General features: G+C 62.5%; 15 protein-coding genes. 2 read left to right on the top strand and 13 right to left on the bottom strand.

The window, feature by feature from the left end:
- Positions 1-459: 459 nt before the first annotated feature.
- The 11 genes from ACIP02_RS10910 to mcpP form a co-directional block, all read right to left on the bottom strand.
- Positions 460-1,188 carry a DUF899 domain-containing protein gene (locus tag ACIP02_RS10910; protein ID WP_400616134.1) on the bottom strand — a complete coding sequence of 243 codons (729 nt, stop codon included), beginning with the start codon at positions 1,186-1,188 and terminating at the stop codon, positions 460-462.
- Between the two features lie 253 nt (positions 1,189-1,441).
- Complete coding sequence (locus ACIP02_RS10905; protein ID WP_400616131.1) at positions 1,442-3,643, bottom strand: LTA synthase family protein; 2,202 nt, start codon at positions 3,641-3,643, stop codon at positions 1,442-1,444.
- A gap of 135 nt (positions 3,644-3,778) precedes the next feature.
- Positions 3,779-5,059 (bottom strand): hypothetical protein, encoded by a 1,281-nt coding sequence (locus tag ACIP02_RS10900; RefSeq protein ID WP_400616128.1) that lies wholly within the window; start codon positions 5,057-5,059, stop codon positions 3,779-3,781.
- Positions 5,060-5,105: 46 nt separating this feature from the next.
- Positions 5,106-5,864 carry a hypothetical protein gene (locus ACIP02_RS10895; RefSeq protein ID WP_400616126.1) on the bottom strand — a complete coding sequence of 253 codons (759 nt, stop codon included), beginning with the start codon at positions 5,862-5,864 and terminating at the stop codon, positions 5,106-5,108.
- Between the two features lie 45 nt (positions 5,865-5,909).
- A complete protein-coding gene (locus tag ACIP02_RS10890) occupies positions 5,910-6,590 on the bottom strand; it encodes a C39 family peptidase (RefSeq protein WP_400616123.1) in 681 nt (226 codons plus the stop codon).
- Between the two features lie 62 nt (positions 6,591-6,652).
- The gene (locus ACIP02_RS10885; RefSeq protein ID WP_400616121.1) at positions 6,653-8,182 is read right to left on the bottom strand and encodes a heme utilization protein; all 1,530 of its coding nucleotides are present in this window, start codon (positions 8,180-8,182) and stop codon (positions 6,653-6,655) included.
- 51 nt (positions 8,183-8,233) lie between these two features.
- Positions 8,234-8,812, bottom strand: a complete 579-nt coding sequence (locus ACIP02_RS10880; RefSeq protein WP_400616119.1) for an adhesin — start codon at positions 8,810-8,812, stop codon at positions 8,234-8,236.
- A gap of 1 nt (position 8,813) precedes the next feature.
- Positions 8,814-9,254, bottom strand: a complete 441-nt coding sequence (locus tag ACIP02_RS10875; protein ID WP_400616117.1) for a hypothetical protein — start codon at positions 9,252-9,254, stop codon at positions 8,814-8,816.
- Between the two features lie 297 nt (positions 9,255-9,551).
- Positions 9,552-10,121 (bottom strand): AAA family ATPase, encoded by a 570-nt coding sequence (locus ACIP02_RS10870; protein ID WP_400616114.1) that lies wholly within the window; start codon positions 10,119-10,121, stop codon positions 9,552-9,554.
- A complete protein-coding gene (gene pnuC, locus ACIP02_RS10865; RefSeq protein ID WP_400616112.1) occupies positions 10,118-10,684 on the bottom strand; it encodes a nicotinamide riboside transporter PnuC in 567 nt (188 codons plus the stop codon). The genes ACIP02_RS10870 and pnuC overlap by 4 nt, the downstream gene beginning before the upstream one ends.
- A 279-nt stretch (positions 10,685-10,963) precedes the next feature.
- Entirely contained in the window at positions 10,964-12,598 is a 1,635-nt protein-coding gene (gene mcpP / locus ACIP02_RS10860) for a methyl-accepting chemotaxis protein McpP (RefSeq protein WP_400616109.1), read from the bottom strand.
- Between the two features lie 299 nt (positions 12,599-12,897).
- Between mcpP and ACIP02_RS10855 the strand changes: the two genes are divergently transcribed.
- Together ACIP02_RS10855 and ACIP02_RS10850 are read left to right on the top strand one after the other, a co-directional pair.
- Entirely contained in the window at positions 12,898-13,728 is an 831-nt protein-coding gene (locus ACIP02_RS10855; RefSeq protein ID WP_400616107.1) for an undecaprenyl-diphosphate phosphatase, read from the top strand.
- Entirely contained in the window at positions 13,721-14,134 is a 414-nt protein-coding gene (locus tag ACIP02_RS10850; protein WP_400616105.1) for a DUF1294 domain-containing protein, read from the top strand. Before ACIP02_RS10855 ends, ACIP02_RS10850 begins: the two co-directional genes overlap by 8 nt.
- Before the next feature lie 124 nt (positions 14,135-14,258).
- Here the strand turns inward: ACIP02_RS10850 and ACIP02_RS10845 are convergent, their stop codons facing one another.
- Entirely contained in the window at positions 14,259-14,618 is a 360-nt protein-coding gene (locus ACIP02_RS10845) for an MmcQ/YjbR family DNA-binding protein (RefSeq protein ID WP_400616103.1), read from the bottom strand.
- The gene (locus ACIP02_RS10840; RefSeq protein WP_400616101.1) at positions 14,611-15,513 is read right to left on the bottom strand and encodes a LysR substrate-binding domain-containing protein; all 903 of its coding nucleotides are present in this window, start codon (positions 15,511-15,513) and stop codon (positions 14,611-14,613) included. Before ACIP02_RS10840 ends, ACIP02_RS10845 begins: the two co-directional genes overlap by 8 nt.
- Between the last annotated feature and the right edge of the window lie 113 nt (positions 15,514-15,626).

Genomic DNA, 15,626 nt, shown 5'->3' with positions numbered 1-15,626 from the left:
CGTTCACCCGCGAAGAGGCCGAGCCTGCGGGCCAACAATCACCGGTCCGACACCGCCCATTGTAGGAGCGGGTTCACCCGCGAAGAGGCCGAGCCTGCGGACCAACAATCACCGGTCCGCCACCGCCCATTGTAGGAGCGGGTTCACCCGCGAAGAGGCCGAGCCTGCGGGCCAACAATCGCCGGTCCGACACCGCCCCTTGTAGGAGCGGGTTCACCCGCGAAGAGGCCGAGCCTGCGGGCCAATAATCACCGGTCCGACACCGCCCATTGTAGGAGCGGGTTCACCCGCGAAGAGGCCGTGCCTGCGGGCCAATAATCACCGCTTTGACACCTTCCATTGCAGGAGCGCGTTCATCGAGGCGTCGAACCGCCGCGAACACCGGCGCAGTCGGTGCCATGCATCGCGTGAGATTCTTCGCGGGTGAACCCGCTCCCACAGGGAACATTGCTGCCCGCTTCATTCATGGCAGCAATGGGGCTTGCCCGGCTGCCCTTCATACCGGTCATGGTGCCGCACCCAATCCATGGTCCCGCCTTCGTTGCGCCCTAGTGGCGCAATGTCGAGGAAGTTGTAGGTATTGACCAGAATGTCCAGCCCGCGGGCATAGGTCGAGTAGGTGTGGTACACGCTGCCGTCCGCTTCGCGGTAGAACGCACTCAGGCCAGGCAGCTCGCTTTCATTGCCGCTGTAGGGTTCATAGTTGTACTGCCGCTCGCCCTCAGTAGCCACACTCACACCAAAGTCCTCGTTGAAACCGCTGCCATTCGAGGAATACCAGGGGAACTGCCAACCCATGCGCCGGCGAAACGCCTGAAACTGGGCATACGGCGCCCGTGACACCGCCACCAGCGATACGTCGTGGTGGGCCAGGTGCAGGTTGGCACCGTCAAAGTGGTCGGCCAGGAACGAGCAACCGGGGCAGCCCTCGCTCCAGCCTTCGGCGAACATGAAGTGGTAAAGCAGTAACTGGCTGCGGCCGGCGAACAGCTCGGCCAGGCCCAGCTCGCCGTCCGGCCCGTGAAAGCGATAGTCGTGCTCGACCTTGACCCATGGCAGGTCGCGACGGGCTGCAGCCAGTGCGTCGCGATGGTGGGTAAAGGCTTTTTCGTGCAGCCACAATTGCCGGCGGGCCGCCAGCCACTGGCTACGGGAAACCGCCGGGTGCCTGCTTTCGCTGGTGCTCATGGTGCTGTCTCCACATTAGGGGATTCACACACTAGGGTTTGTACGAAAAGTGCCTGCGCGACGATCATGCTGCGTTGAAAACAGGCTCGGAATGCTCATTTGCAACCAGCAAAGTCGGGCGCGACCCCGGCCGTTCCTCGCCTGTTTTCGCCTTGCCTGATCACCGCTCGGCGACTTTTCGTACAAACCCTAGTCGAGCATGCTCACAACGAATCGACAGGCACCGATGGCGGGGCGATGAGCGGTAGGGCGCTCAGCCCGAATGGGCGATCTGGCCCTCGGCCAGATCCTCGCCGGCATCATCCTCGCCCGGCAGCGCCGTGATCACGCTGAAGTCGCTGACTTCCACCTTGCCGCCGCCATAGCCCAGCAAGTGGAAGGAAAACGCCTTGCGCTCGGTGGGGTTTTCGAAACTGAAGTCCATCTCCAGCGGCTGGTCGGCGGTGACTTTAACCTCGGCAGGCAGGCCCAGGGGTACGTCCTGCTCCAGTTGCTTGGCCTTGAGCTGGATATAAGCCGCGTGTCGCGGGTCCAGCGAGCGCACCTTGATGCGTACACGCGTATGCGAGCCCCCGGGCATTTCCAGGTACTGGGCGCCAATCAGGTTGTCGGCCCAGTCATCATGAATGCGCTTGCGCAACTTGATCGGCGCAGGGCCACCGAACTGGTAGCGCAGGTTGAGCGGCGTTTGCAGCAGCGACTGGTCGAGCACCCCGGCCAGGGTGCCGATCTGCTGCCCGAGCATGCTGTCGCCGCTGCCAAGGTAGCGGGCCTGCTCGGCAATGAAGCCTTCGCTGGCGTAACGGCGGCAGCGCTGCTGGAAGTCGCACTCGGTAAACACCCCCTGGCCGTTGTGGTAACGCAGCATGCCGTTGGTGTAGGCGATCATTTCGCGGCCGGTATCGTAGTCGCGGTACAGCGAGCGACCGCCCAGCGCAACGGGAATCGGCAGCGCGAAGTAGTCGAGCAGCGAGGTGGCCAGGTCGATGTGGCCGTAGGTACCGCGCTTGATGTGCGGCAACTGGGCCTGTTCCGGGGCCAGGGTCAGGTTGAAGCCCCACGACGACGCCAGGCGCACGCCGTCAATGCCATGGGATTCGTCCGAGGTCAGCACCACCAGTGTGTCCTTCAGCACGCCCTGGCGCTCGAGGTTGTCGAGGAAGGCCCCGACCGCGTCGTCCAGGTACGCCACCGCCGCCTGTTTCGGTGTGTCAAAACGTTCGAGGTATTCGGCCGGTGCCGAGTAGGGTTGGTGAGTGCCCACGGTGAGCAGGGTCAGCATCCACGGCTTGTCCTGCTTCTGCAGCTGGCTGACGTAGCCCAGGGCGCCCTCGAAGAAGGCGCGGTCATCCTTACCCCAGGGGAAGTCGAGGTAGTTCTTGTTGCGGAACCACTCCAGGCCATGCACCGAGTCATAACCGATGTGCGGCATGATGCGGTCCTTGGCCATGAAGCGCAGGCCCGCGCCCTGCAGGTAATGGGTGGTGAAGCCGGCCTGGCGCAGTTGCGCCGGCAGGCAGGCCTGGTTGCGTTCGTTCTGGGTCAGCAGTTCCACGCCCTTGGGCGTGCCGTTGGCCAGCTTGTCGTAGTCACCGCACAGCATCGCGTACAGGCCACGGATGGTCTGGTGGGTATGCAGCACGTAATCGGGCGTGTTCATGCCGCGTTCGGCCCACTTGCCGAGCCTGGGCATCAGGTCTTCGTCGAAGTGGCTGTGCAGCGCCTGGCGATTAGGCCGCAGGTACGCGCCTGGGATGCCTTCGAGGGTGATGACCAACAGGTTGCGGGCGCTGCCCGGGCCGGCAAGCAGCCGCTGCCCATGCAGGTCGGATTGGGTCAGGCCGGCGCTGGGCAGCGGGGTGAAGGGCTGCGTATGGCCCATCCAGCCTTCGACCTGGCGTTCCAGGTTGCCGACCCCGGCAGACATCAACTGGTGGGTCAGGTTGTATTGCCGCCACTGGTCGGCGTCGGACGGCAGCAACTGCTGGCTGCCCCAATGGGCGCTAAACAGCATTACCGGTATGGCCCAAGCCTTGCGCGGCAGCGGCTGGCCACGTTGCGACCGGCTGCGCCAGGCACAGGCCAGCCAGGCCAGCAGGCCGGCGCCCATGACCACGGGCAGCCAGGCATGGGCCAGCCCACCGCCAGTGGAGTTCTCCATGAACTGCGGGTCGACCAGGTACGCCAGGTCGGCGCTGGTGGGCAAGCGGCCCACGGCGCTGACCAGCTCGGCCGAGGCCACCCACAGGGCCGCCCAGGCCAGCAGTACAGGCAAGGCCAGCCACCATGGCCGGCGGTGCAAAAGCAACAGCAGCAGGCTGCCGAGGGCGAGGTCGGACAGATAACCGAGCGGGTTGGACCAACCCAGCATGGCGCGCGCACCCAGTGGGATCACCAACACCAGGCCTGCCAGTGCGGCAAGCCGGGTACGTGGGTGGTCGGACAGGTTCTTCACAAAAACTTCCCTTTTGCCATTAAATCGTCATGCATCTATGCATGATGATAACAGGCCATGGCAGGGAAGGCGGTCGGGTACAAAGCCGGTAACCAAAAGCCCGGCCCTCGAGGGGGGCCGGGCCAATAGCAAGTATCAGAAGTAGTAGGGGAATTTCAGGCTGAAGGAGAAGTCCGGCGCATCATCGGTCAGACCAATGGACAAGTTGGGCACGATGGTCAGGTTGTTGGTGGCAGCGAAGGTCAGGCCAATGTTGAAGTTGGCGGCGTTGTAGTCACTGTTGGAGATCGACTGCCAGTCGCCGCCATCCGGCTTGATCTTGCTCTTGCGGGCAAACTGGTCGGACACCGAGAACGACATACTCATTTTCTCGTTCAGGGCGAAGGCGATACCGCCGCCGATCTGCCACGAGTCACCCAGCTTGACGTCACCCGGCACCTTGCTATTGACCTGTGGGCTGATGTCGCTGAACGAGTCCTGCATGTTGTAGGTGTAGGACAGGCTGCCGAACAGCACGGCGGGGTCGAAGGTCTTGACCAGCGAGATGCCCGGCGTGATCGACCAGACGCCGTTGCCCGTCGGCAGGCTTTCCGGTACCGACAGGTTGCTGTTGCCGTCGACCTCGCGCAGCTTGATGCCATACGGGTCCTTGCCGGTCGGTGCCTTGATGCGCAAGGTGGCCACGGCGTCAGGCCAGGTTTCGTCCTCGTCGAGGAACTTGTAGGCCACCCCGACGTTGACGTCGCCGATCTCCGGGTCGCGCGTCACCGACGCATCGGAACTGGCCGCCCCGGCGCCGCCTGCGCCACCAGACGAATAGGTGGATTCGCGGTAGACCACGGGCACGTTGATGTCGAATTGCCAACGCTGCGCCAGGTTATAGCGTGCGGTCAGGTCCAGAGTCCAGTTATCAGCCTTGATCCTGTCCAGGTTGATGTTGCCGAGAAAAATGGAATCCAGCGCGAGGAAGCCGTTGAGGGTCAGCGCACGGGTGTCGTAGTGGGTATAGGTAACGCCGGTTTCCAGGCTGAACTTGCCGCCACCAAAGAAACCGCTGGCTTCGTCGTACAGGTTGGACACGCTCTGTGCTGGCTCCGCATCAGCAGCCAGTGCCTGGCCATACGAGCTGCCGGTGGTGCCCGGGGCGCCAGAGGCCACAGTCTGTGCGCCCTTGACCCCTTCGGCAGGGGATTTGACCAGGCGTTTAGGCTGCGGCGCGGCGGGCGTCTCCTCGACCTGCCGCACACGTTGCTCCAATACCATCAACGCTTGCTGCTGCGCTGCATACTGGCGCTTGAGCTCGATCAGCTCCTGTTTCAGGGCCTCCACTTGAGGGTCGGCGGCTGCGTATAGCGAGGTGGCGGGTGCCAGGGTGGTCAAACATACAAAAGCTCTGAGCGATAAAGATCGGTGCATGGAGTTGCCGTCCCTTCCGACTACTTTTGATGAGACTGAGCGTAGATCAGTATCCGAGAGTGCGAAGACCTTTGAGCTGGTCCAGATTGCCGTTGAGCGAAGCGGCTGTCGGCACGCTTTCACGCATGACCACGTTGAGCGAGGTGATGTTATTGATGTGGTTACCGTTGCCAAGCAATGTGGTGTTCTGCATCAGCCCGCCCTGAGCCAGGCGCTGTACGCTGCTGCCTTGGTTGTCACTGGCATTGATGTTGAGCTGTACGCCCACACCGGTGGATGACACGCTGAGCGCGCCGGCGCCGTTCGCTGCGGTCAAGGTCTGGCCGGCCGCCAGCACCTGGCCTTGTGGCTGGACTACAGGCGCTTCGTTGGCCTTGGTGACGTTGATGTCGACGTTGTTGTAGGCGCTGTTGTTATCGCCGGCCGCCCGGACAACCTGCGTCACACCCTCGGTGCTGCCAAGCCCCGCACCGCCGGTCACGGTGCCGGTGCCTGCGGTCGGGGCTGCGCCGCTGGCTGACGGCGAGCCAGTACCCTTTTCGTCGATCATGGATACGTAGAATTGCGGTTGGGGCGTGGACTGTTGCACGTGCAGGGTGCTAGTGGCACCGATCACGTCCCCCTTGGCATTCTGCCAGGTGCTGCTCATGACAATGCCGAAACTCACGATACGCCCGGGCATCACGTAGCGACCCCGCAAGTTAGCCAACTCTTGATCCTTCAGCTCGATCGGTTTGAAGGTCTCTGCTTGCGTAGGCAGGCTGGAAGCCAGGCAAACCATAGCCAGCCAAAAAGGGGTCTTCATGAAATGCTCCCCGGCGCCTCATGCGCCCTGTCATTGGAAGAGTCGTTAGAAGAAGTCGCTTTTGATAAAACCGAAGTCCAGCAGGTCTGTGTCCTTGACCGGGGTAAAGCCGTTTACACGGCCCTTGGCGGTCAGGGGCAACGGAGGGTCGAGCAACACGTTGCCTTTGTCGTAGCCTTGGCCGATCACCGCAAAGATGATGCCGTTCCAGCCTTTCAGGAAGTCTGCGAGCTTGTAGCGTTTGTGGCCCAATACCGGGTCACCGATATACACCCAGCCGTTGTCGACTTTCTGCATGACCACGAAGTGCTTGTAGCCACGGATATCCATCAGCACCACAACCGGGATGCGCACATTGTGCAAGGTGTCCGGAGCCACCCGGTAGCCGCGGGCACGCATGCCCAGGCTTTCCACATAGCGTTTCATGTCGAGCATCGAAAAACCCTGGGTGCGTACCAGGTCCTGATCGGCGTGGGCCAGCATGCCTTCGATGATCTGGTGTTCGTCGACATCCAGCCAGTAAGCCTGGCGCAGGATGGTCGCCAGTGCGGCGGCGCCGCAACTGAAGTCGGTTTTCTGCTGCACCAGGTCGGCGAACTTGCGTTCGCGCACGCTCTGGATCGGCTTGAATACCACGCCGCCACCCGGCAGTACGGACAGCGGCATTTGTGCAGCTTCGCTCACGCTGGCCAGGCACAGCAAAAACGCCAGGGCAATAATGCGCATGATCGGATGCCTTCCGGTTCTGTTGAAGAAAGGCCCCCCGAAGGGGGCCTTACGTGCAACGCTTAGAACGAGGTGTTGGAGATGGCCAGCGAGTTGCTCTGCTGGTTGCCTACACCGGCCGCCACGTTCACGCCCAGGTTGCCGCTGCCACCGTTCACCGAACCGCTAAGGGTTGCAGTGTTGGTAACAGGGTTGGCCCAGCCGGTCGGGGTCAGCACTTGGAAGGACACGGTGTTGCTCAAGTCGTAGGCGCTGCTTTCGCTGTAGCTCTTCGAAACGTCGTTCGAGGACTGCGACGATTGCTCGCCAGACTTTTCATACGCCGATTCCGAAGCGTTGGCGTAAGTCGACTCGTGAGCTTTCTCATACGACGAGTCGCGAGACTTGTCATACGAAGAATCACGGGTCCGGTCGTAGGACGATTCGCGACTGCGGTCGTATGCCGATTCACGCGAGGTGTCGAAGGACGAATCGAAGGCCTTTTCGAACGATGCGTCATACGCACTGTTGCTAGAGCGGTCCACATCAACATCGAGCGAGGCATTGAGCGAACCGTCGAAGCTGTCGGTGCGGGTGCGTTCGCGGCGGCCATCATCACTGGTGATGGTACGGGTAGCATCGGCTGCGGCCGCCAGCGTTGCGGTCAGGCTAGAGCTGCTGGACGAGCTGGCAGTGCCGCCAACCGAGCCGCTGGCGTTCCAGCTGTTGGAGCCGCTGGCACTGGCGCTGTTGCTGCCACTGGCACTGGAGCTATTGGAGCCGCTGGCGCTCGAGCTGTTCGAGCCGCTGGCGTTCGAGCTGCTGGAACCGCTGGAGGTCCAGCCGTTCGAGCCGCTGGAGCTTGCGCTTTGCGAGCCAGCCAGGTTGAAGCTTGACGACGAGCTGCGGTCATCGGTCGAGTCGAACGTGCCTTCGCGCGAGCTAGACCCGGTTCTGGTCGTGGTGAAGGTCAGCGTATCCACGCGGTAGGTGCGATCAGCGGCGTTGTTGACCACCAGGCCTGGGCCGTTCTGGTCAGCAGTGGCAGAGGCGGTGGAATTACCCAGGCCGGCGTTCGCATTGGCGATGGCCATGCTGTTTTTCTGCTGGTTCAGGTCGCCGCCAGCAATGTTGATACCGACGTTACCCGAGCTGCCTTCGCCCGACCCGCTCATGACCGCGGAGGACTGGGTGGACCAGTTGTCGACCCGGTTGCGGTTGCTGACCTGGCTGACTTCGGCATTGGCCTCGGCGTCACCGAAGACAAAGCTGTTGTCCAGCGTCGTATCTGCGGCCGCGTTGGCAATTGCCGATGCGTTGCCCTGCTGGTTGCCATTACCGGCCGCCACGTTGACGCCGACGTTGCCGCTGGCACCGGTAGCCGAGCTGCTCATCTCGGCTTCGTTGATGGTGCCTTGGTTGGTGATGGCATTGTCTACGCTGCGCTGGGTATCCAGGGCATTGGCAGTGGCCGAGATCGGGATCCGGGTCTGGTTGTTGTTACCGTTGTTGTTGTGACCGCCGCGGCGGTCGTTCTGGTCAGCTTGTACAGCAACAGCCATGACCGCAGCAATTGCGAACACAAGAGGCTTGATTGCCATCGAGGGTTTCATGGTGATTCTCCGTACTCTAGTTTGGTTAAGTGTCGTTCTTAACTGAAAGGGTCAGTCCGCGACCCGGATGCTCAAGGTGTTGGCCATGCGGTTTCCCACCCCGGCACTCTGGTTCAACTGGATCACCCCACGGCTACCGGTGAAGGCCTGGTCACTGGTAGTGACCTGGCGGTAGCCGGCCGGGATGTCAGTTGCGCCGGAGTTGTTGAGCAGCGTCACGTTCTGTTGCATGAGGACGCTGTCGTCGATGCTTTGCGGTTGTGCACCAATGCTGATGCTCATGGCGTTGGCTTGCTGGGTATTGGCGCCAGCGCTCTGGTTGACGCCCAGGGCGCCGCTACCGTTGCTGAAGGCGTTGCCCTGAATGGTCGCGCGGGCGTCCATTCTGGGGTCGGTGGGGGTATTGAGCCGTTGCCGGATCTGGGTGTTGGCGTTGGCTTCGGGGCCAACGGCGATAGCGCGGGCATTGGCCTGCTGTTGCTGGTCGCCGGCAGCCTGGTTGACGGTGAGGTTGCCTTGGTAGCGGCTGCCGGAGTTGTCGATATCGGCACTGTTTATGACGGGAACGGGGGACTGGGCAAGGGCCGGAACACTGCACAGGGCAGCCAGCATCAGCAGCGTGTGCTTCATCTCACTTGCCCCCGCCGGTCAGGATCTGCAGCGGCGCCAGGCCGCGTTGCACGCTCGAATTGACCATGTTGGAGATACCATTGCCCGCTCCACCGGTGCCACGGCCGCCCGACAGGTTGGGTAACTGGTTCTGGTTGACGAGGTTGCCGCCCAGATTGTTGGTCTGCTGGGTAATCATGTTGCTGATGCCAGCACCGCTGCTGATACTGGCGAAGTCGCCGTCACTGAGCTCGCTGGTCTGTTTCAGCACTTGGGCAGAAGGGTTGGCATTGACGGTGGTGGGGTTAGGGTCAGGCCTTAGCGGCGGAATCGTCGCGTTGCGCACCTGTACGTCGCGGGTGATGATGATAATCCCGTTGTCTGCTTGCGCCGTGAGGCTCAGCGTCCCCAGTACGCACCCCAGCAGCAAGACGTGATAAAGGCGTTTGTCTGTTTTCCTCACGACGGCAATTCCTTCTCTGTGCGCTGGCCCTGATCAGCGATGCGAAGGACAGAGCAGAAGCTGTGCCGCTTTTAAGAAGGGTTTTCAGATCAAGCGGTTAGGGCAGGGGGCTGACAAATGGCGGCGTCTTTTGTCTCAGCGCTGAAACAGTCAGGCGCATGCATTGCCGGCCAAGCCAGCACTGGCCTTGATTGGAAGGGTTTTTGCAGGGGTGTTTCATGCATTTGACACTGGGCCATAACCGGGGGAAACCCCCGCAATTCCGGGGGCTTTGCCCCACCGGGGTGTGTCAGTGGCTTAACACTCGGTAGGGCAGGATGGCGTATCGCTATCAATGAGCCTAGCCACTGTTTGCAGTGCCAGCAACTGGCGCTGTGGCCAATTTCCCTCAATTATTGTGTGCGCTTGGCCATGCTGCTTCAGCCAGCGCAGGCTGTCGTCGAAAAAGCGCTGGCGGTCTTCAAGTGCGGGTTGGCTGCGCTGGCCATCGGCAACCCAGTCCACGCCTTGCGGGCTTAGCAGCAGGTGCAGGTCGTAGCGCCGGGCCAGCAGTGCCTGCTCCAGCCATGCGGGGCTATCGTTGAACAGCGCGCGGCTCCAGAGCATGTTGCTGAGCAGGTGGGTGTCGAGAATCAGCAGGGGCGGTGCCTGCTCGCGGGCGTGGTCCTCCCACGTCAGTTGGCCGCGGGCGATGGTCGGGATGTCGGCGTAGCAAGTATCACGACATTCCTGGTCGATGAAATGACGCACGTACTCGCCCACCAACACGCCACCGAAATGCGCCTGGATTACCCCGCTGAGCCAGCTTTTGCCGCTGGATTCGGGGCCGCACAGGACCAGCACTTTCATCGCCTGCTGCCCGCTCATGCTTGCACCAACGCCGGGTCACGGCGCCATTCCAGCCAGCCGCGCACGGCAATCAGGGTCAGTACGATGAAGAAGCCCGCCGTGAAATACAGTTGTTGCTGCAAGTACTGGCCCACATAGATGATGTCGACCACCACCCACAGCGGCCAGCATTGCAGGCGCTTCTGCGCCATCCACAGTTGCGCGACCAGGCTGAAGCCGGTCAGGGTCGCGTCCAGCCAGGGCAGGGCGGCATCGGTCCAGTTGGCCATGGCCGCGCCGAGGGCGACGCTCAGCAGCCCCCCGGCCGCCAGGCCGGAGAACAGCGCCGGGCGTTGCAGGCGGGAAACCTGGCGGGCGTCTTCAGCGTGGCCGGGACGCTTCCATTGCCACCAGCCGTAAAGCTGCAGGACGGCATAGGCCAGTTGCAGCAACATGCCCGAGTACAGCTTTACCTCGTAGAACAGCCAGCCATAAATAAGCACCATGACCAGGCCGATCGGCCAGCACCAGGCATTCTGCTTGACCGTAAGCCAGACAGCGGTGACGCCGAGGACGGCGGCGATGAGTTCAAGGCCGGACATCGGCGATCCTTGGAGACTGCGGGGGAGGGCGCGATTGTAGCTGTTCAGTGGGGGAACGTGTAGCACGCTAGCGGCAGCATGCATATCTCTCCTGACCAGCACTGGCCCTTGTAGGAGCGGCCTTGCGTCGCGATGGGCTGCGCAGCAGCCCCAGGGTTTGCGCAGAGAGGCACAAATTGCAGGGGCTGCTGCGCAGCCCATCGCGACGCAAGGCCGCTCCTACAAGTATTGTGCCTGCCTTGAGGGTGATGCAGGCCAGGTGGAAGCCATGTTTTGGATCTACACCCGGAACTGGCGCAGCAGCTGTTCCAGCTCCTCGCTCAACCGCCCCAGCGCCACCCCGGCATCGCTGGACTGGCGCGCGGCATCGGCGGTCTGCTGGGACAGCCCGGCGGTGTCCAGCACATTGCGGTTGATTTCCTCGACCACATGCGACTGCTGCAAGGTGGCGCTGGCGATGGAGGCATTCAAGGCGGTCAGGTTGTTCAGCGCCTGGTTGATGGCGTCCAGGCTGGCGCCGGCCTCGCGTGCTTGCTCGACGGTCTGGCGCGATGCCTCGCTGCTGGTGTCGATCGCCCTCACAGCAGCGTCCGACTGGCTCTGCAGGTGCTCGATCATGGTGTGGATCTCGGCCGTGGACTGCGCTGTACGCTGGGCCAGCAGGCGTACCTCGTCGGCGACCACGGCAAACCCGCGGCCTTGTTCGCCGGCCCGGGCCGCCTCGATGGCTGCGTTCAGCGCCAGCAGGTTGGTCTGTTCGGCGATGGAGCGGATGACATCGAGCACGCCACCGATGCGCGTGCTATGCCCGGCCAGGTCGCGGATCACCTGCACGGCCTGGTCGATGGTCAACGACAACCGGTCAATCTGCACCAGGCTCCCGTGAATGGCCTGCTGGCCGTGCGTTACCTGCTGCTGTGCACTGCGCATTTCGCCGGCGGCCTGTTCGGCGGTCTTGGCCACGTCCTGTACGGCATAGGTCACTTCGTTGACGGCGGTGGCCACCTGGTCCATCTGCAGTGATTGCTGAGCACTGCGCTGTTGCGCGGCGCCGGCATTGTCGCCAACGTGCCCGGCCGACTGTGCCAGGGCATGCGCCGCCCCTTGCAGCTGGCCGACCACCCCTTGCAGCTTGCCATTGAAGCGGTTGAAGTGCTCGCCCAGGTGGGTGATTTCATCGCGACCATGAGTGTCCAGGCGCCGGGTCAGGTCACTTTCGCCACTGGCAATGTTGCCCATGGCCTGCACCGCCTCCTGCAACGGGCGAGCGATGCTGCGGGCAATCAGCATGACCACCAGCGCCATCAGCAAGGCAATGGCCAGGCCGACCAGCGAGGCGTCGCGCAGCTGGCGGGCGAATTCGGCCTGCACGTCATCGATGTACACCCCCGAACCGATGATCCAGCCCCATGGCTTGAACAACTGTATATAGGAGGTCTTGGCTACCGGCTCGCTGGCGCCGGGCTTGGGCCAGCGGTAATTGACCGGGCCAGCGTCCTGCTGACGGGCCAGGGCGACCATTTCGTTGAATACGGCAAAGCCGTCGGGGTCGCGCACGGCTGACAAGTCCTGGCCATCAAGCTTGGGGTTGGCCGGATGCATGATCATCTTCGGACCCAGGTCGTTGATCCAGAAGTAGTCGTCATGGTCGTAGCGCAGCGCCCGCACCACCTGCAGCGCCTGTTGCTGGGCAGCTTCGCGGCTCAGCGTGCCGGCCGCTTCCAGGCCTTGGTAATAGGCCAGTACCCCGGCTGCGGTCTGCACCACGTGGCGGGTCTTTTCCGCCTTGGCCTGGTACAGGTCACCGTGGATCTGGCGCAGCATCAGCAGCCCCAGCACCACCAGCATGGCCACTGCCACCACAAGGATCAGCCACAGTCGGCGGCTGATCGACATCGATCTCAGCGTCTTCATCCAGGAGCTCCCGCATTGTTCTTTTTATTCAGATGCATCCAAGCATGCTTTGCACGCACGCCCCACACGACTAATGGCTAAGTGCTATGTTTGTAACAGTCTGCAGCAAGCCGTGTAAGGCGATTGCAAAGGCGCTCTGCTAGGATTTCGGCCGCGCAAGATGAAACCTTTAGCCGACGTGAACTTTTCCACTGGCGCTGGTCCCAACAGTCGCTGTAAAACTGCCGGGCCGCGTGCGGCAATCATAAGCAAATCAAGAACAAGGGGCCTGCCACGAGCAGCGCTCCATCGGGGGAATGATGGATTTTTGGACTGCCTTCCAGGCAATCATCTTGGGCGTGGTGGAAGGGCTGACGGAGTTTTTGCCGATCTCCAGTACCGGCCACCAGATAATCGTCGCCGACCTGATAGGTTTTGGTGGTGAACGGGCCATGGCTTTCAACATCATCATTCAGCTGGCGGCAATCCTGGCGGTAGTGTGGGAGTTTCGCAGCAAGATTCTCGAGGTGGTGTTCGGCCTGGCCAGCCAGCCCAAGGCACGGCGTTTCACCGGCAACCTGCTGTTGGCGTTCATGCCGGCGGTGGTGCTGGGTGTGCTGTTTGCCGACCTGATTCACGAATACCTGTTCAACCCGATCACCGTGGCGGCTGCCCTGGTGGTGGGCGGTGTGATCATGCTCTGGGCCGAGCGCCGCGATCACCCTGTGCAGGTGGACCATGTGGATGACATGCGCTGGAGCCACGCGCTGAAGATCGGTTTCGTTCAGTGCCTGGCGATGATCCCGGGGACTTCGCGTTCCGGCTCGACCATCATCGGCGGCCTGCTGTTTGGCCTGTCGCGCAAGGCCGCAACCGAGTTTTCGTTCTTCCTGGCGATGCCGACGATGGTCGGCGCAGCGGTGTACTCAGGCTACAAGTACCGCGACCTGTTCCAGCCCAGCGACCTGCCGGTGTTTGCGCTTGGCTTCGTGACCTCGTTCATCTTTGCCATGATCGCTGTGCGGGCGCTGCTCAAGTTCATTGCCAACCACAGCTACGCGGCGTTTGCCTGGTATCGCATCGTGTTCGGCCTGCTGATTCTGGCGACTTGGCAGTTTGGCTGGGTTGACTGGTCGACCGCCCATGGCTGAGGCGCTGCGCGGGCAACGGGTGGAAGGCGTGCGCAATGTGCGGCTGAAGGCGCTGCTGTTGGCTGTGCTGTGCCTGCTGCCGGTTATGGGGGCTGCGCGCATGGCCTGGAACGACCAGGCCTGGTGGCCGTTGGCGCTGTACCCGGCGATGAGCCTGATCAGCCTGTTGCTGTATTGGCAGGATAAACAGCAGGCGCGCACGCAGGCCTGGCGCACGCCCGAAAAAGTGCTGCATGCCAGTGAGCTGCTGGGTGGCTGGCCGGGGGCGCTGCTGGCGCAGCAGCTGTTCCGGCACAAGACCCGCAAGGTTTCGTACCAGTTGGTGTTCTGGGGGATTGTGCTGGTGCACCAGGTGTTCTGGGCGGATTGGCTTTTTTTTGATGGGCTTTATCTGCCTGTAGGTTGATCGGTTGCTGTGCCGGCCCTGTGGGAGCGGGCTTGTCCCGCGAACACCGGCATAGCCGGTGCCCAAGCAACGCGTCGTTTGCTTCGCGGGACAAGCCCGCTCCCACAGGCCGGCACAGGCTGGCTCAAACCAACAACCCCACCTGCATCCGCTTCGGCAAGCGCCGCACCACCAACTGGTGCGAGCGTTGCAACAAGTCACACAACTCATCCCGCCCCATGGGGTAGGGCAGCGCCATACTGATCCACCGCGCCCTTGCCAGATAAGGCGCCGGCCGTACCCCGGGGCGGTCGCAATAACCCAGAAACAAATCGTCGGCCACTTTAAACGACAACCCCGCACCCGCCAGGTCAAGCACCGCGAACATCTTGTTGCCTGCCACCGAGAACACCCGGATGCCACCCCACTTGTAGTCTTCCCGCGCCCCCGGCAGGCTCAGGCAAAACGCCGCCACTTCGGCTTCGCTCATCTTCCTTTCAGACATATCGCTCTCCACACGCCTCGAACGACGCCGCCAGGTGATCGATCCACACCCGCACTGCCGGCAGCAAGCCGCGCCGGTGCGGATACACCGCCTGCAGGTAGCCACCCGGCAGTGACCAGTCTGGCAGCAGGCGCACCAATTCGCCGCGTTCCAGTTCTTCTTCACAGAACATGCTGGGCAAGGCGGTAAAGCCCAGGCCGGCCCGTACAGCAGCATTACGTACTACGAAATCATCGATGGCCAGGCGTGGTTCCAAGGCTATTTCCTGCTGCTTGCCGTTGGGGCCGAGCAGGCGGAAGTGGACCAGCCGGTCTGCCTCGGCGGCGCCCAGCACAGGCAACGACGCCAACTCGGCCGGTTCGCGAATGTGGTCGGCAAAGCCCGGGGCAGCCACCAACTGCATTTGGGCCTGGCGCAGGCGGCGGGTGACCAGGGCCGGGTCTTCATCCCCCAGGTCGCGCACACGCAACGCTACGTCGATCCCTTCGGAAATCAAGTCGACACGGCGGTTGAGCAGTACCATGTCCAGTTGCACCAGCGGGTACTGCTCAAGAAAGCGGCTGATCACATCCGGCAAGAAGGCATGGGCCAACGCCACCGGGCACGACACCCGCAAGCGCCCGCGCGGTTCGCTGCTCATGCTGGCCACGGTTTCATCGGCGGCTTCAGCCTCCAACAACATGGCCTGGCAATGATGCAGGTAGCGCTCGCCCACGGCGGTGAGCTTGAGCTGCCGTGTGGTGCGTTGCAGCAGGCGGGTGCCCAGGCGCTCTTCGAGCTCGGCGATACGCCGCGACAGGCGTGACTTGGGGATGCCCAACTGGCGCCCGGCGGCAGCGAAACCGCCGGCTTCGACCACGCGGGCAAAATAGAAAAGGTCGTTGAGGTCTTGCATGGGAATGTCTCACTGTTCCACTCGTGGGACAAACTAACGCATTTTTACCGGCTTATCAGTCATTAATCATCCCGGTAGGATTCTCCCCATCGTGACCGCCCACAGATGCGGTC

This window comes from Pseudomonas sp. NPDC089408 (assembly GCF_044749445.1).
GTDB lineage: Bacteria > Pseudomonadota > Gammaproteobacteria > Pseudomonadales > Pseudomonadaceae > Aquipseudomonas.
The sequence above is the reverse complement of the archived record's forward strand: the minus strand, read 5'-3'. Positions and strand labels throughout refer to the sequence as shown.

Bases quoted from the DNA above. Each gene is read 5' to 3' on its own strand.
- ACIP02_RS10850 (WP_400616105.1), top strand. From the start codon at position 13,721: ATGGCTGAGGCGCTGCGCGGGCAACGGGTGGAAGGCGTGCGCAATGTG.
- mcpP (WP_400616109.1), bottom strand. From the start codon at position 12,598: ATGAAGACGCTGAGATCGATGTCGATCAGCCGCCGACTGTGGCTGATC.
- ACIP02_RS10840 (WP_400616101.1), bottom strand. From the start codon at position 15,513: ATGCAAGACCTCAACGACCTTTTCTATTTTGCCCGCGTGGTCGAAGCC.
- ACIP02_RS10890 (WP_400616123.1), bottom strand. From the start codon at position 6,590: ATGCGCATTATTGCCCTGGCGTTTTTGCTGTGCCTGGCCAGCGTGAGC.
- ACIP02_RS10870 (WP_400616114.1), bottom strand. From the start codon at position 10,121: ATGAGCGGGCAGCAGGCGATGAAAGTGCTGGTCCTGTGCGGCCCCGAA.
- ACIP02_RS10880 (WP_400616119.1), bottom strand. From the start codon at position 8,812: ATGAAGCACACGCTGCTGATGCTGGCTGCCCTGTGCAGTGTTCCGGCC.
- ACIP02_RS10885 (WP_400616121.1), bottom strand. From the start codon at position 8,182: ATGAAACCCTCGATGGCAATCAAGCCTCTTGTGTTCGCAATTGCTGCG.
- pnuC (WP_400616112.1), bottom strand. From the start codon at position 10,684: ATGTCCGGCCTTGAACTCATCGCCGCCGTCCTCGGCGTCACCGCTGTC.
- ACIP02_RS10845 (WP_400616103.1), bottom strand. From the start codon at position 14,618: ATGTCTGAAAGGAAGATGAGCGAAGCCGAAGTGGCGGCGTTTTGCCTG.
- ACIP02_RS10855 (WP_400616107.1), top strand. From the start codon at position 12,898: ATGGATTTTTGGACTGCCTTCCAGGCAATCATCTTGGGCGTGGTGGAA.
- ACIP02_RS10910 (WP_400616134.1), bottom strand. From the start codon at position 1,188: ATGAGCACCAGCGAAAGCAGGCACCCGGCGGTTTCCCGTAGCCAGTGG.
- ACIP02_RS10895 (WP_400616126.1), bottom strand. From the start codon at position 5,864: ATGAAGACCCCTTTTTGGCTGGCTATGGTTTGCCTGGCTTCCAGCCTG.
- ACIP02_RS10900 (WP_400616128.1), bottom strand. From the start codon at position 5,059: ATGCACCGATCTTTATCGCTCAGAGCTTTTGTATGTTTGACCACCCTG.